This window comes from Acinetobacter sp. YH12023 (assembly GCF_013420135.1).
GTDB classification, from domain to species: domain Bacteria; phylum Pseudomonadota; class Gammaproteobacteria; order Pseudomonadales; family Moraxellaceae; genus Acinetobacter; species Acinetobacter amyesii.
On the sequence record NZ_VOYU01000002.1, the window covers coordinates 255178 to 269575 of the forward strand.

The following is a 14398-nucleotide window of genomic DNA, read 5'->3' on the forward strand; positions in this document are numbered from 1 at the left end:
TAACTAGAGACCGTCCGAAAGGGCGGTTTTTTTATGGAGCATGAAAATGCCAGATCCAAATGAAGAGCGATTGAAGTATCTATTCAATGCTGCAGCTATTGAAGTCCCGAAGGTTGAAGAGGGGCAAAAACGAAAATTTAAAGGCACTGCTTATGCAGGTGGCCGTGTAGATGGTCATTGGTATTGGGGCCGTTCTGGTGTGGTCTTTGATCTTGATGGGATTGAGATTGATAAGCCAGCAGCCTTACTTGAAGAACACTTTAGCTCAAGTCGAATTGGTGTTGTTCAGACAGTAGATACAAACGGAAAGATTGATGTTTCAGGCGATTTTCTTACGAATGCTAAGGCGCAGGAAATCGTTCAGGACTCTGATGATGGCTTTCCATTCCAGATGTCAATGATGATTGATCCTGGATCTATTGAAGAAGTCTCACAAGGCAAGACAGTCACTGTGAATGGTCAAGTATTTGAAGGTCCTATCACAATCTTCCGTCAAAACCGCATTCGTGAGTTCACGATCTGCTCGACTGGTGCCGATCGCAATACCTCAATTAAAGCCTTCTCAGGCAAAGCCAATCCAAACCCAACCAAAGAGGACACCGACGTGACCGAACTTGAAAAAGAAAAAGCTGCTCGTGAAAAAGCAGAGCAAGACCGCGATGCAGCTCAAGCTGAACTTAAAAAATTCAAAGCCGATAAGCGCGAAGAAGACATCAAAGCCCTTGAAACGTCTTTGAATAAGCAATTCAGTGCTGAGGAAAAGAAATCCTATACAGAAATGGATGATGCTGCATTCGCATTCATGTCACAACAATTGAAGCAATTCTCTGCAGGTAATCAGCAACCACCAGCTGGACAGCAACAACAGCCAGCACCGGGTGTAAATCCAGCATTTGCACACTTATTCACTCATCAAGCGAATGGTGGTCACGGTGATCAGCAGACTAACCAAAATGACACTCACAAATTTACTTCAGGTGCACAAGCATTTGCACAGCAAAAGGGGAAATAATTCATGGTAACTCACTATGTACCAGCTGTTTCAATCACCTCAAAACGATTGGTCTTGGACAATGAAAAGTTACGCCGTTCCAATGCAAAAGTACCAACCGCTACAGCATTTAAATACGGTGATCTATTAACGCTGTCAGATGCAAATGTACTGGCTCACGCTGTAGATGAAAAAACATGGGATGTGATCTGTGGTCAGGATGTGTCAGTTGCAGAAGCCACAATCAAGGCCGCTGATGGTATCGAAATACCAGTGTATTACGGCGGCGTTTTTAACGTTGAGGCTGTATCACTTAATGGCGCTTTGCTTGCTGCTGAGAAATATGACGCAGCACGTGCACAAGCAACTAAAAACAAAATCGAACTTTCTAAGGTGTAATAAACATGCCACAGTCTTTTAATATTGAGGGTGCTCCGCTCGAACTTCTTGATGTGGGTGAACTGGCATTAATTCACTCGAATTACCGCCCAATGGATACTTGGCTTTTAGATAAGCTTTTTCCAAATCGCCCCTTATTCACTCGTGATGATGTGCCACTGGCTGAATTGTCAGCTGAACATGATCTTGCGCCATTAGTATCTCCACAACAGCCTGGTAAACCATTTGATACTACTCAATCTGGTGAAGTGCGCCATGTAAAGCCGGCTTACTACAAACCCAAGAACCAGGTTACTCCAGCAGATACGTTTGAAATTGCATTACTGGAGCGTTTACGTACAGCAGGCATTATTTCTACTGGTAATCAGCAATTATCTGACCAAGAAAAAATGATCATCGCTCAGATCGCAGTGATGAAGCGTAATCATGACGCGATTGATAACTCCGTCTTGATGATGGCGATTGATCTCTTAAAAAATGGTAAATACGCGCTTCATTCAGATGACTATGAATACAACTTAGTGGATTATCGCCGTGATGCATCTTTGATATTCACACCGCTAACGAAGTGGAATGATGCTGGTGCTAAACCAGTAACAGATATTCGCACAATGCTTGAACGTCAATTGGCTGCTGATGGTGGTGAGGCGAAACTAGCTGTAATGTCTGGTTTGGTGTGGGCTGCTCTATGGAACAATGAAGAGTTCAAGAAAGAATTTATTACGCCATATGCAGGTATTTCTGTTCCAGTTAATCCAAGTTTTGGTGCCAAAGAGACTGCGACCTTCAAAGGTACTTTTGACGGGATCGAGTTCTGGGTTTATGACGCGACCTACCGAAACAAAGGTCAGGTGAAGCGCTTTATTCCTAAAGATTACTTCTCATTAATCTCTGATACGAATGGCTCAGTCGCTCACTGTAAGATTAAAAATATGTTGGCTAACGGTGTTGCTCAGCAGTATTTTGACCGTCAGTGGTACTGCGAAGATCCAAGCGGCATCATGCTGATGACTGAATCAGCTCCATTAGTTGTACCTTCTAACAAAAATGGTGTAGTCGGTGGTACTGGATTTATCACCTTATAAGGAGCACGAAATGCCAAAGTACATAGCAAAACAATCCATCGGGCATTTTATGCCAGGGCAAGAAATTACAGGGCTTGAAGCTAAACAACTTCAGGCCCTTTTAGCATCTGGAGCGATTGAAGAAGAAAAAGCTCCAGAAGAACCTAAGGCTGATGGTTTAGCCGCACGCTTAGCTGAGCTTGAAAAAGCCAATACTGATCTTCTTACAGCAAATAAGCTGATGACTGATGAAAAGGTCAAATCAGATCAGGAGAATGGTGAGCTTAAAGCGAAGGTTGCAGAGCTTGAAAAGGCTTTAGTGGCATCTGAAGCTGCCCTGAAAAAGGCAACTGCTGAAGCGAAGAAGGCTGCTACAGAAGCCAAGTAGGTGATCTATGTATGCAACTAAATCTGACTTGGTGGTGCGATTTGGTGGTGAACTAGAACAGCTGTTGATGATGCTTCCAAGTGTTACCGCTGTAGAGGATGCCATTCAAGACGCGACAGAGGAAATTAACGGTCACATAGGTGGCCGTTATTCTTTGCCGTTACCCAACGTACCAAGTAACTTGAAACGTATGGCATGTGATATTGCACGCTATCGTTTGTACTTCCAGCAACCAACAGAAGAAGTTCGAAAGCGCTATGAGGATGCAATCTCATTCTTAAAGCGCGTGGCTGAAAACAAGGCACATTTACAGATCCAGTCTGAGGAATCGGACGAGATTATTGATGATGAGCCTACAAAGAAGCCAAGTACTTTACCTATCGGTAGTACTTATCGTGGTGGGGTATTTGGTGACGATGTCTTAAATATGATGCCTAGCATCAAGTGAGGCAGCTATGGCTTTTGCGTTAACGATCAAATCTAATCAGTCAGCGATTAGTGCTGTAATGACTCAATTACTGGATATTGATGCTGAAAAAGCTCGACTTTATGAAGATATAGGCCTGGCACTAACAACCAGTGTTCAGGAACGATTCATTGGTGGGTTTGATGTTGATGGTAATCCATGGAAGATGTCTTGGCGTGCAAGGTTGCAGGGACGAGAGGGCATGCAAGGTGGTCAAACGCTACGTGATACTGGGCGTTTGATGAATTCTTACACATACAACGTTCTTTCGAATGGTGTAGAGGTTGGGACAAACGTCTTTTATGCGCCATACCTTCACTTCGGTGCTACGATTCTGCCAAAGACAAGCCAATACATTACCTTTGCTGTTGGTGGTCAATACAGAAAAGTAAAACAGGTGGTTAATCCTCCAAGGACACAATTAGGTATCAATTCTGCAGATGAAGAAATGGTCCTAAATATTGTAGGAAGTTTTATTGATGAGTACCTTCTTCGCGGTGCGTGATGAAATTGCAGAAAAACTGAAAGAAATTTCAGAATTTAAGCAGATTTATACCCCGCTAAATTCAGTAGTGGTCACAGAAATGTCGCAGGTCACTCCATCAGCGCATATCAACTTTGTTCGTATTGATAAGAAATCAAGCGCGGGTAAAGGGGGGATTAATCAGGTTGGTCAGCAGTGGGCGGTGACAGTGGCGTGTCGCAATGCCCAGTCACAGAAGAATGATGGTCGAGCAGTTAGCGATGAAGCGGGGTTTTTAACTGAAAAAGTAATTCAGCTTCTTTCGGGCTGGAAGCCGCAATCTTCTCGCAATGAATTAGATCTGATTTCTGTTCGTGATGGTTACAGTCCTGGGTTTGCATACATCACTATTATTTTTGAATCACAAAAATTTATTTAGGAGCCATTCATGGCTAAACAATATATCGCCCGGCAATCTGTCGGGCGTTTTAATTCAGGGGACATCGTTGGTGGTTTAAGCGATGCACAAATTCAGGATCTACTTCAGCGTGGTGTAATTGAAGTGGATAAGAAATCAACCCAGGCCAAAGCAACTCAAGCCAAGAATGAAGAGGTGAAAACCGATGGCTAAAAATTATATTTCACTCCAAGGTAAATTCTATTTATCTGAAATTGCAAATGGTGTTGCAGGTGCAATGCGCCATATCGGTAATGTGCCTGAATTTGAGCTTGAAATCACAACGGATCAGGTTGAGCACACAGAAAGCACATCCGGTCAGCGTACAACAGACTTTGTGCTAACCAAGACCACAGGTGTTAACTTCTCGGGGCAACTTGAAGAAGTGGATGATGCCAACCTTCAGTACATCCTTTCAGGTATGAAGTCTGAAGTTGCAAGTGATACGGTGACTGACCAAGCGCTGGGAACAGTGAAAGTTGGCGAAGAAATTAAGCTCAATGGCTATAGCCTTACAACAGTTTCGTTTAAAGCTGGTTCTACAGCAGTGGATGAAAGCAAATATGACTTAGATGCTGTATTCGGCACTGTGATCTTTAAAGAAACGATTGCAGAACCAGTAACGGCAACCTACACCACGGGTGCAGTAAGTCATACGACCATTGCGAGTGATTTCAATAAAGAATATGAACTGTTCTTTAAAGGGATTAACACAGCAACTGGAGACAATATGGCTGTTCGCTTATGGCGTACGAAGAAGTCACCAGAGACAACGTTCCCTCTAATCCATGAAGATCTTGGCCAATATGAAATCTCAGGTCAGGCATTATCGGATGTCAGCAAAGGATCAGATGAAACACTTGGTCTATATGGTCATGTGGTAACAATTCCAAAAGCTTAAACCCATTCAGGCACAAAGAACTCCACGGCGCATAAGCGTCTTTTTTTGTGCCTGAATTCTAGAGATTCAATCATGAATGATTTCTTTTTAGCGAATAATCGCTCGATCACAATTAAGGTGCTTGGCAATGATGTGGAAGTGAAGCAACTACAAATGTTTAACTTTGATATCTGGTCACCTTACGCATCCGTTATTCGTGACAGTTTAAAACAAAGAAATTATTCAGATTCAATCGGGGCAGGCCTGGTAAAAGATTATGGCGCGCATGTATTTCAACTTTGCTCAATGTGTACAAACACTGAAATAGAGACGCTATTAGATCTCGCTGAATCAGATCCTTTGGAGTTTAGTCATTTGCTTCAACATGTGATTGAAGTGAATGGTGCATATTTCAAAGAAGAAATTAAGCCAGGCCTTAAAAATCGTAAGAAGAAAGGTGGTGTTGAGCAAACTTGGTTTGATTCATTTCAGTACTTGATAGCGTATGGCCATAGACAAGACGATATTCTGCAAATGACCTATGGGGCTTTTATTGGCTACTTAAAAGCGGCTGAAAAGTATCAACGAAACCGAGGCAAGTTTGATTCAAATATCATTCGGGCAGCGCACCATGCAGATAAAAAAGGATTTACAACGTTCCAAGATGAGCTAAGTAAACATTGAGGTAAGTTACTATTTTCACTTAATATGTGCTCAATAATTATATATTGGGGGTGTTGGGGTGAGAAAGTTAGTTTTAATATTGGCTCTATGCATGTCTGCACAAGTATTTGCTGTAGATATGAGAGCCTTGCGTGGTAGCAATGGTCTTGTTGAGCTTGGCAACTCGGAAGCTAGACTGAAGGATGTACTGGGACAACCTGAGTCTGTAGATCGTCAAGTTGTGCACGACCGCAACGGATGGCCACATAAGGGCACAATCTACATTTATAAAGTAGATGGCCAGACCTACACCATTACTGTTATTGGTGGCAATGTTTACAAGATTAATTGGGAGCGCTAAGGATGAATGAGAAGTTAATCTTAGGGTCGCTTTGGTTTTTTGGAATTTTATTTATTGCTAGATCAATACCAATGCTTAGTGAAAGCATTTTAGGTGGTGTATTTTTAGCAACCGCAGGGGTTGTTCTGCTGCCAGTGCTCCATAAAAAAGTCGAATCCTCTTTAGGTAAACAGATTCAAACGAGATGGTTTGCCTTGGTTGCGTTCGTATTATTACTTTTATCTGGTTTTTCCATCCAAGCTTCTGAAGATCGATCTTTGAAAAATGGGACAGCTAGTCAGGAGTTGCTTGATCGTCAAGCTAAGCAGAATGAATACAATCAAGAGCAACAAAAGGCAAAAGCCGAACGCGAAGCTAGAGAGGTGGAGCAAAAACAACAACGTGAAATCGAAAAACAACAACGTATTAATCGTGTCACAGTTCAAACTGATTCAAGAAATGCTTTAAAAAATTACCTAAAAGATCCGGATAGTGCGGATATAAGGAACCACAATGGTAATTGTGGGGAGGTAAATAGTAAAAATGGCTTTGGTGGATACACTGGATTTAAGCGCTTTATCGCAAGTTCAGCAATTGTTGCGATTGAGGGTGAAAATATGGAGCCAGAAGAATTTCAAAAAGCATGGGAACAAATCTGTAAATAAAGAGCTATTGCCTAACATTTCCTAGGCAGCTACGAGTCAACTGGTGAAGTAAAAGCCATATGAAAAGACCACTCTTCGGAGTGGTTTTTTTATGTCTAAAATTAAAGGAAAAAGTTCATGTCAGGCAAAAATTTAACTTTTAAATTAATCCTTGATGGTGATAGCAAAGGTCTGGTAGCTGCTGCAAAGCAATCGGAAGATGTAACGAAAAGACTTTTTGATTCAATTAAGTCTGAATCCGAAAAAATTAAACAAGCTTCAGAAGCGGCGTCAAGCCAAGTTGGGAATATTATTCCAAAGGGCACGACTGAATTAGCTGATAAATTAACTCAATCTCTAACAGCTGCAACTGGGATCATTCAGGATGCGGGGGATAATGCTAAATCCACAGCGGGTAATTTTACTGATTTTGGGAATAAGGCTGAAAAAGCTTTAGGTCAATTAAAAAGCGACTTGACTGAAGCTAAGCGAAATTTAGAGGCATTCTCAAAAACAAATGCATCACCAGCTGATATTGAAGTTGCACAACGACAAGTCGATCAACTTGAAAAAGAAGTTCAGCAAGCAGACCAAGCATTTAATGATTTTCACGCTGAAGTTGGCAGAGCAAATAATAATTTAAAAGAAACTGATAGTGCTGCTCAAACCGCACAGAAAGGCATTGCTGGTCTAAAGGCAGGGTATACAGCTCTTGTTGGTGCTATGGCTGCCATTGGTGTTGGCCTGGGAATTCGTGAACTAGCCGAAACAGCAGATGCTTATACTAATCTTTCAGCACGTATCAACATTGCGACAAGTGAAGGTGGGAATTTTACCCAGGCCATGGCGGGTGTTCATCAAGTCGCATTGATGACAAACACAAGCCTTGACGCCACAGCAGGTCTATTCACGAAAGTGAATGATGTTGGTAAGCAAATGGGGATGACTCAGCAGCAAAGCTTAGATCTGGTCAAGACCATTAACATGGCCATCCAAACAGGTGGTGGATCAGCGCAAGCGAGTGAAGCCGCAATTGTGCAATTAACTCAGGCTCTGCAATCTGGTGTACTTCGTGGTGATGAGTTCAACTCGATCATGGAGCAAGCTCCAGGCATTTCAACAGCATTAGCCAAGTCTCTAGGTGTTACCACTGGTGAGCTGCGTGCAATGGCAGGAGAGGGCCAGTTATCGGCTGAGAAGGTAATTAAAGCTTTACAGGATCAGTCAGCAGCGATTGAAGCGGATTACGCTAAATTTCCGACAACCATTGGGAATGCGTTACAGCGTATTTCTACACAATGGCAAATCTTGATCGGCGCAATGGATCAGGCGAACGGCGCATCAGCAACTGTAGCGCAATGGTTGGTAACTCTTGCTGACAATATGGGTGTAGTTGAGACCATACTTGAAGATATTGGTGAAGGCTTTATTTGGGTAGGGGATCAACTTGAAAAAATTGACCCCGCTACAATTGAAGCACTTAAAGAGGCGCTAAGTACTGCTTATGAGACTGTGAAGTCCTTGGTGGTATCGCTTGGTTCTGTATTTGAGTCTGCAGCCATTGTTTTAGACACAGCTCTTTCATCTATCTTTGATTTTAACAGTGGAGTTGATGAAGCTGATGATAAGACAAATGGGCTTACTAAAACATTTCAAGCTGCTAGTGTAATATTTGCCTTATTCAATGATGGCTTCAAGGGTATTGCTATAACTGTAAATTTATTTGCAGGAGCAATGTACGAGGCTACCGGTGCGTTTATGTACTGGAAGTCAAAATTCATGCTTGGCGATGCTAAAGCTGCTGCTTTTAAGGAATTCCAAGATCTTACAGCGAGAGCCAAAGAGCTTTATGAGCAAGCAGATGAACTGGCGCTAAACCATGAAGTGCAAGTTATTAAAGCTCTTAATAATATCGGGAAAAATAGAGAGCAAAAAAATAATGAAGCCGTAGCTGGTGAGAAAGCAACTTTTGCTGAATTAACCAAACAAAACGAGGACTTTGCTCAAAAATCAAAGTCATTGGCAGACGAGCGTGCAGCAATTGATGCACAGCTTAATCAGGCTCGCAAGGACGGCAACCAATCTGCTATTGATTCAATCCTTCAGAAATCCAATGAACTGGAAACTCGTGAAAAAGAACATGCCACAGCCAAAGCAAAACTGGATAGCGATTTATTAGCATCAGCTCAAGCAACTGCAGAAGCTGCCATTGCCGCCAATGGTGGTGTAATGGATGGCGTGATGCAAGCCGATCTATTAACCAAAGGCTACATCGTCACCATTGATGAAGCTGGCAAGGTATCTGTTCAGGCAGGTGAAAGCGCAGCGCAGGCAGCAGAAAATGCCAGAGTAAAGGAAGAAGCACTTAAGCTTGCTAAGGAGAATGTCAAAAAAGCTGACGAAGAATTGCTTGCCTACCAAAAACAAGCTGCTGTTGAACGAGTTTTACTAGATAAGCAGATCGAGGAAGCTAAAAGGACTGGTGACTTAAATGCTCTGGCCTCAGCACAAGCGTCAGTCGATGCTATTAATGCTAAGGAAAACGAACTTAAGAATAACCGTGATATCCGTATTGCCGAACTCAATAATGCTACAACTGGTTCTGGTCAAGTTGCTGAATCTGCATATTCTAGAGCTTCTGCTGCCGCCAAACTATTTGGTGTTGATCTTGATGTTTCATTGAACAAAGTTTCTAAATCATTTTCGAGTTCTGGAAATGAGTTAGAGGGGTTTAGAAACCGACTGAGTGAAGCAGGAATTACTGGTAAGCAAGCCGGCGATGTAACATACCAGGCCTGGTTAAAGTGGCTTGAAACAGCCAAAAGTCAGGCTGAAATTGATGCAGCTAATGCCAAAATGCGCGAGTTTGAAGCGCAAGGGGTGTTTTCAACCAAGCAGGTCGAGTTAGGCATCATTGCAATAAAACGGGCAAACTCCGAACTACCCGATGATTTGGATGAAACTGGAAAAGCTTTTGAGCGACTTGGGATTAAAACCAAAGAGCAGCTTAAGCTTGCAGCACAATTGGCTTTGGCTGACTTTGAGCTTGTCCGCAAAAGTGGGCAAGCAACACAAGAAGATCTCCAGAAAGCCTATGAAGAGACTATACGTTTGGCGTATGCGTCTGGTGATGCCCAAGCAATAGCTGCAGCAAATTCCAAAGCAGCATCATTGGGCTTAAAAATCCAAGTCGATGAAACAGGGAAAGCCTCGGTTGAATCTATGTCTGGTCTTGAACAGTCCATGCATAGAGTTAGAAATGCAACCTCTGGCGCTGAAGATGGATTCCGTAACCTTGGCCAGACTGGTCGTAATGAGGCTGATTCGGTTAAAAGCGCGTGGGAAGAAGCGGTTAGTGCAGCATCGAGTGGTATGCACGAGACTCGAAAAGGTACCAAAGGCAAGATGGCTAAAAATGCCGGGGATATCGAAGCTGAGCTTAAAGCCATGGGATATTCGGATGCAGCTGCTAAACAGTATGCAAAAGATATCTATGAAGGAACCAAGGGCGTAAATGGCTACAAATCGTCAGGCTTTGGTTTCTTTGGTGGGTTAAGCAACGTGGAACAAGTGAATGCAGAGTTAGAGCGTATGCAGCAATATGCGCCTAATAATGTGTCTACTAAAGCTATGTCAGGTGCGGCTAAATCTGAACCTCAAACCACTATTCGCATTGAGGCTAATGGCAAATCTGTAGATGTTCAAACAGATGCGAGTAATAAGGACGCGTTATCAGAAATTTTGGCAACGCTAGGAAAAGTGAGCAAGGCATCGTGAAAATAAAACGCATCTCAACATCAGAAACCGTCTCAATTGAAGACGGTTTTTTTTGGTCTGATGAATTTAGTTGGAAAGCCAAAGAACAGTCTTTGGAATATGCCATGGATGGCACACCCATTATTCAAGAGGGCACCAAGCTCTCAGGAAGACCAATCACTTTAGAGCCTGCTGACAGTGGAATGGGGTGGGCATCATTAGCTGACGTTCGTAAGTTGCAGGCCTGGTCAGTGCTCAATGAACAGTTTCAGATTCAATTTGAATGGGCACATGACACACGTACTTTTAACGTGGTTTTCAATCATGTTGATGGTGCTTTAGAGGCGACACCCGTTAAAGGAATCCCGCCAGTATCTCTGGATGACCACATGAACTTGACGCTCAGATTTTGGAGTGAGTAATGCCAATTGAAACGAAAGATTTAGTGATCTATCACGCTGAACGTGACACCGATAATAGCGACGGAGGTGGTAAATATAACGGTCAGATTGTGGCAGACGGATTAAGTAATAACTTATTCAATGACATTTCTGAACTAGATCGTACCGTCGGTGATGTATCGATGCGAAAGATCTTTCCAGCTGTGACCACGAATGATACTGACTTACTTATGGGTGCCACAGTATTTGTATCTGAGCTTCCCGAGGATCCAAACGTATCGGCACTACTATTTAGCACTGAGTCATGGACCGACGAACGCCAGGCCGCACAAAACCGAGTTGAAAATTACTTGGCTAAAGGTGGCCAGATTGCAGGAACACCACTTGATACACACTGGCAAGGCATGTCATCACTGCAAGTCGTTATGTTTCCGCAAGAAACCGAGTCCAGTGTGGGTGACACGATCGTGCTGATTTCAGATGAAGGAAAAGCGCTTCAATTTGAACAGTACGTGCGAATTACTAAGGTTGATACCCGCACAGCAGTGATGGTGGTTGATCAAAAAACTGTTGAATACAAGGTGGCGACTTATCAAATCAATGATCCTTTAGAGCGTGACTTTGTAGGCTTATCGGCTCGTCAGTGGTACGCCGGTAATACACCGTCCAAAACTGTTCTTCGAGATACGCTTGTTGCTGATACTGGTTTGTATTATTCATCTACTCAACTGGCATCTGATGCTCATGTTGGTGAATACACGGTTAATGCTGATTCAATGTTTACTCAATTGATTCCATCTGCTCAAAGTGAAACACCGATCATTGATGTCAATGCTGCAGGTGAAAGTGTTGTGTTGGTGCCGGGCAGTGATGGATTGATTACAGTTAACTATGCATCGCAAGTCGTGAGTGAAAGCCAAAACCTATATATCGGTTCTGCGGTGATGCCTAGTTCTGTGTCATTTACCATGCAAGGCCAATCCATAACAGACCAAGGTGGGCTCTTGAAGAACTCACTGGGTACGCAGGTCGGTACGATCGACTATCAGCGAGGTCTAGTGAAATGGACCTCAGCAGCACCAACCGGCACCATGAGTTTAAACATTGCGTTTAAGCCGGCAGCCGCACCGAATCAGTATTACCAGAGTAGTGCCATTCCAGTGACTCAGAACAATCAAGGTACTAATTGGTCAGGTGTATTGATTCCGATCCCTGCACCCGGTGCATTGTCTATTTCTTACATGGCTCAGGGTAAGTTTTACGAGCTCAAGGATGATGGATCTGGTCAGCTAAAAGCGGCAAACAGTTCTTTTGGGTCGGGGATGATCAATTATGAGACAGGATCATGGCTTTTAACTGCAGGTGCATTGCCTGATGTGGATAGCGTGATTCTGCTGAATTGGGGTACACCGATTGTGACTTTTGTACGCTCAAATTTAAGTGTTGAAAAAGCTGCTTTTGAGTTTGATCTTGGACACTTGAGCGTTTTACCTGGTGTAACAGTTACTTGGTTGCTTGAAGGGGAAGCCAAAACGGCAACATCCAATGCTCAAGGAAAATTTACTGGTGATGCTACGGGCTCTATTAATTATGCATCAGGTACAGGCAAGATCATCCCAAATAAGTTACCGCAGAAATCGACAACTTTTAATGTGATCTATAACTTCGGTACTTCGCTTACGCAAACCAAGAATGATGTTACCCCGGACTCGAGTCAAAAGTTGGTATTCACAATTGGTACAGGTTCAGCCATTCAGCCGAATAGTGTTGAGTTGGAAATTCCTGTGTCTACTGAGACAGGAAATTTTGAAACCAATGTATTGCTAACGGATGTACCGGTGACTAGTTCATCGGGGAATTTAGTGAATAGTCGTGGTGCAGTTCAAGGTTCAATTAACTATTCAACTGGCTTATGCGAAGTCACACCACAAACCGTTTACAAGCAGTTTATTACCAAATTTGAAGCAGCTGTTACATACGGTACTGCTTGATTTTCACTATCCCTTATTAGCATTGTGTGAACCTATTTGATTGGTTTGATGAAGATCAATACAAGCACACAGAGAGGTTGTATGTCTTTTTATAGTCCGCAAACATCGAGTATCGTTGGTACTGAAACTATTTTAAAAGCCTTTAATACTGTGGATGTGAAAGTCCGTTACCGCGATACATCAGGTTCAAATTCGGCTACACATACAATTACTGCAGACAAACTAAAAGTTGATTTGTCCTCCGGTTTTAATGAGCAGATTCTCACGGGTTCAGCTCGCTTCAAGGTTGGATCTGATACCTTCTTGGACCGCTCTGGTTTGCTGTATCGCAATGTGGATCCTGCTACTAATTCAGGTATCCAGTCAGGTTTGATTCAATATGGTACAGGTGTTGTTGAAATTGATAGTTGGACGCCGAATGCTGACAACAGTATTCAATTGCAGTCATTGACCACGACAACGGATTTACCGCCAGTCAATAAGATTGCCTTTCGCACACCGGTTATTCCGCTGCGAGTACAGTCATTGACAGTCGTTGTCGGCACACTTGAGCATGGTCAGCTCACTCTTACTGCCGATGAAAACGGGGTAATTGAGACATCACGTGCTCACGGTAAAGTGAATTGGGATAACGGTTTTGTGCAGATTTATTTCTATACCAAGACCGAAATCACAACTGCTAATCGTGCAGAGTTAGAAGCACATGAGTGGTATGATCCACTACTAGAATATGAAGAATCAGGTAAATCCTATATCAATGTGCCGGTATGGGTGGATGCTTCAAGCGTTCGCTATAACGCTATTGCTTACACCTATCTACCGATTGACTCAGAGTTGCTGGGATTATCTGCTACGCGCTTGCCGATCGACGGTCGTGTGCCGATTTTCCGTGTAGGCGGCATTGGTATTGTTAGCTCCACTAAATCTCAAGCGCTTCCAAGTGCGATTGCTGGTACTACCTACGACTTAAATGATCAGCGTATTGCGTGGTGTGAACTTGAAGATGCAAACGGTGTAAAAGTAGGTTATGACTTATATACCATTGATTATGATTATGGCCGTGTCACGCTTGGTGGTGATTTTACGCTGTTGGGCTTGGTTGAGCCATTAATAGCAAAATATCGTTATCAAGATATGGGGCAGATCCGTGATGTGCAAATTAATGGTCAGCTGACATTTACTAAGCCTTTAACCCATAATTATGATGCGGTGGATACTATTGTCGGGTCTGCGCTGGTCATTGGGGATATGCAGGCGCGTTATACACGGAAGTTTGTACAGCAGGCTTGGAATAGTGTCTGGAATGATGAGCCAACAGGTTCAGGGGTTTCTGCTAATTACAATGATTCTCTCTACCCAATCTTGATTACCAATAAAGGTGCAATTCAGGAGCGCTGGGCGATTGTTTTCACTGGTGCAGAAAGTTTTTACTGTGTTGGTGAATATACAGGTCGCTTGGTTCTTGCTGGCTCAATCAGTGTTGATTATGCGCCCT

The 14398-nt window shown here is 43.1% G+C and carries 16 protein-coding genes; all 16 read left to right on the forward strand.

The window, feature by feature from the left end; genetic code table 11:
* The first annotated feature begins 46 nt into the window (after positions 1-46).
* Positions 47-1012, forward strand: coding sequence for a hypothetical protein (locus FTT92_RS02855; RefSeq protein ID WP_180171383.1), 966 nt, complete (start codon positions 47-49; stop codon positions 1010-1012).
* 3 nt (positions 1013-1015) lie between these two features.
* Positions 1016-1390, forward strand: coding sequence for a hypothetical protein (locus tag FTT92_RS02860; protein WP_180171384.1), 375 nt, complete (start codon positions 1016-1018; stop codon positions 1388-1390).
* A 5-nt stretch (positions 1391-1395) separates the two neighbouring features.
* A complete protein-coding gene (locus FTT92_RS02865) occupies positions 1396-2475 on the forward strand; it encodes a major capsid protein (RefSeq protein WP_180171385.1) in 1080 nt (359 codons plus the stop codon).
* A 10-nt stretch (positions 2476-2485) separates the two neighbouring features.
* Complete coding sequence (locus FTT92_RS02870) at positions 2486-2842, forward strand: hypothetical protein (RefSeq protein ID WP_180171386.1); 357 nt, start codon at positions 2486-2488, stop codon at positions 2840-2842.
* A 7-nt stretch (positions 2843-2849) separates the two neighbouring features.
* A complete protein-coding gene (locus FTT92_RS02875; RefSeq protein ID WP_078193408.1) occupies positions 2850-3290 on the forward strand; it encodes a gp436 family protein in 441 nt (146 codons plus the stop codon).
* A gap of 7 nt (positions 3291-3297) precedes the next feature.
* Positions 3298-3813 carry a phage virion morphogenesis protein gene (locus FTT92_RS02880; protein WP_180171387.1) on the forward strand — a complete coding sequence of 172 codons (516 nt, stop codon included), beginning with the start codon at positions 3298-3300 and terminating at the stop codon, positions 3811-3813.
* Positions 3788-4210 (forward strand): hypothetical protein, encoded by a 423-nt coding sequence (locus FTT92_RS02885; RefSeq protein WP_180171388.1) that lies wholly within the window; start codon positions 3788-3790, stop codon positions 4208-4210. Before FTT92_RS02880 ends, FTT92_RS02885 begins: the two co-directional genes overlap by 26 nt.
* Positions 4211-4219: 9 nt before the next feature.
* Positions 4220-4402 (forward strand): hypothetical protein, encoded by a 183-nt coding sequence (locus tag FTT92_RS02890; protein ID WP_180171389.1) that lies wholly within the window; start codon positions 4220-4222, stop codon positions 4400-4402.
* On the forward strand, positions 4395-5129 hold the full coding sequence (locus tag FTT92_RS02895; RefSeq protein WP_180171390.1) for a hypothetical protein: 735 nt from the start codon (positions 4395-4397) through the stop codon (positions 5127-5129). Before FTT92_RS02890 ends, FTT92_RS02895 begins: the two co-directional genes overlap by 8 nt.
* Positions 5130-5201: 72 nt before the next feature.
* A complete protein-coding gene (locus tag FTT92_RS02900; RefSeq protein WP_180171391.1) occupies positions 5202-5792 on the forward strand; it encodes a hypothetical protein in 591 nt (196 codons plus the stop codon).
* A gap of 91 nt (positions 5793-5883) precedes the next feature.
* On the forward strand, positions 5884-6132 hold the full coding sequence (locus tag FTT92_RS02905; RefSeq protein ID WP_180171392.1) for a hypothetical protein: 249 nt from the start codon (positions 5884-5886) through the stop codon (positions 6130-6132).
* Positions 6133-6134: 2 nt separating this feature from the next.
* Complete coding sequence (locus tag FTT92_RS16665) at positions 6135-6776, forward strand: hypothetical protein (RefSeq protein WP_257231564.1); 642 nt, start codon at positions 6135-6137, stop codon at positions 6774-6776.
* Between the two features lie 117 nt (positions 6777-6893).
* Positions 6894-10532, forward strand: coding sequence for a tape measure protein (locus FTT92_RS02915; protein WP_180171393.1), 3639 nt, complete (start codon positions 6894-6896; stop codon positions 10530-10532).
* Positions 10529-10933: a hypothetical protein gene (locus FTT92_RS02920; RefSeq protein ID WP_180171394.1), complete on the forward strand. Its 405-nt coding sequence runs from the start codon at positions 10529-10531 to the stop codon at positions 10931-10933. Before FTT92_RS02915 ends, FTT92_RS02920 begins: the two co-directional genes overlap by 4 nt.
* Positions 10933-12903 (forward strand): hypothetical protein, encoded by a 1971-nt coding sequence (locus FTT92_RS02925; RefSeq protein ID WP_180171395.1) that lies wholly within the window; start codon positions 10933-10935, stop codon positions 12901-12903. The genes FTT92_RS02920 and FTT92_RS02925 overlap by 1 nt, the downstream gene beginning before the upstream one ends.
* Before the next feature lie 81 nt (positions 12904-12984).
* Positions 12985-14398, forward strand: a 1414-nt coding sequence (locus tag FTT92_RS02930; protein WP_180171396.1) for a hypothetical protein, incomplete at its 3' end; no start/stop codon positions are given.

Coding starts and splice junctions, on each gene's coding strand:
- FTT92_RS02915 (WP_180171393.1), top strand. CDS start 6,894: ATGTCAGGCAAAAATTTAACTTTTAAATTAATCCTTGATGGTGATAGC.
- FTT92_RS02880 (WP_180171387.1), top strand. CDS start 3,298: ATGGCTTTTGCGTTAACGATCAAATCTAATCAGTCAGCGATTAGTGCT.
- FTT92_RS02855 (WP_180171383.1), top strand. CDS start 47: ATGCCAGATCCAAATGAAGAGCGATTGAAGTATCTATTCAATGCTGCA.
- FTT92_RS02905 (WP_180171392.1), top strand. CDS start 5,884: ATGTCTGCACAAGTATTTGCTGTAGATATGAGAGCCTTGCGTGGTAGC.
- FTT92_RS02890 (WP_180171389.1), top strand. CDS start 4,220: ATGGCTAAACAATATATCGCCCGGCAATCTGTCGGGCGTTTTAATTCA.
- FTT92_RS02925 (WP_180171395.1), top strand. CDS start 10,933: ATGCCAATTGAAACGAAAGATTTAGTGATCTATCACGCTGAACGTGAC.
- FTT92_RS02875 (WP_078193408.1), top strand. CDS start 2,850: ATGTATGCAACTAAATCTGACTTGGTGGTGCGATTTGGTGGTGAACTA.
- FTT92_RS02900 (WP_180171391.1), top strand. CDS start 5,202: ATGAATGATTTCTTTTTAGCGAATAATCGCTCGATCACAATTAAGGTG.
- FTT92_RS02860 (WP_180171384.1), top strand. CDS start 1,016: ATGGTAACTCACTATGTACCAGCTGTTTCAATCACCTCAAAACGATTG.
- FTT92_RS02895 (WP_180171390.1), top strand. CDS start 4,395: ATGGCTAAAAATTATATTTCACTCCAAGGTAAATTCTATTTATCTGAA.
- FTT92_RS02885 (WP_180171388.1), top strand. CDS start 3,788: ATGAGTACCTTCTTCGCGGTGCGTGATGAAATTGCAGAAAAACTGAAA.
- FTT92_RS02865 (WP_180171385.1), top strand. CDS start 1,396: ATGCCACAGTCTTTTAATATTGAGGGTGCTCCGCTCGAACTTCTTGAT.
- FTT92_RS16665 (WP_257231564.1), top strand. CDS start 6,135: ATGAATGAGAAGTTAATCTTAGGGTCGCTTTGGTTTTTTGGAATTTTA.
- FTT92_RS02870 (WP_180171386.1), top strand. CDS start 2,486: ATGCCAAAGTACATAGCAAAACAATCCATCGGGCATTTTATGCCAGGG.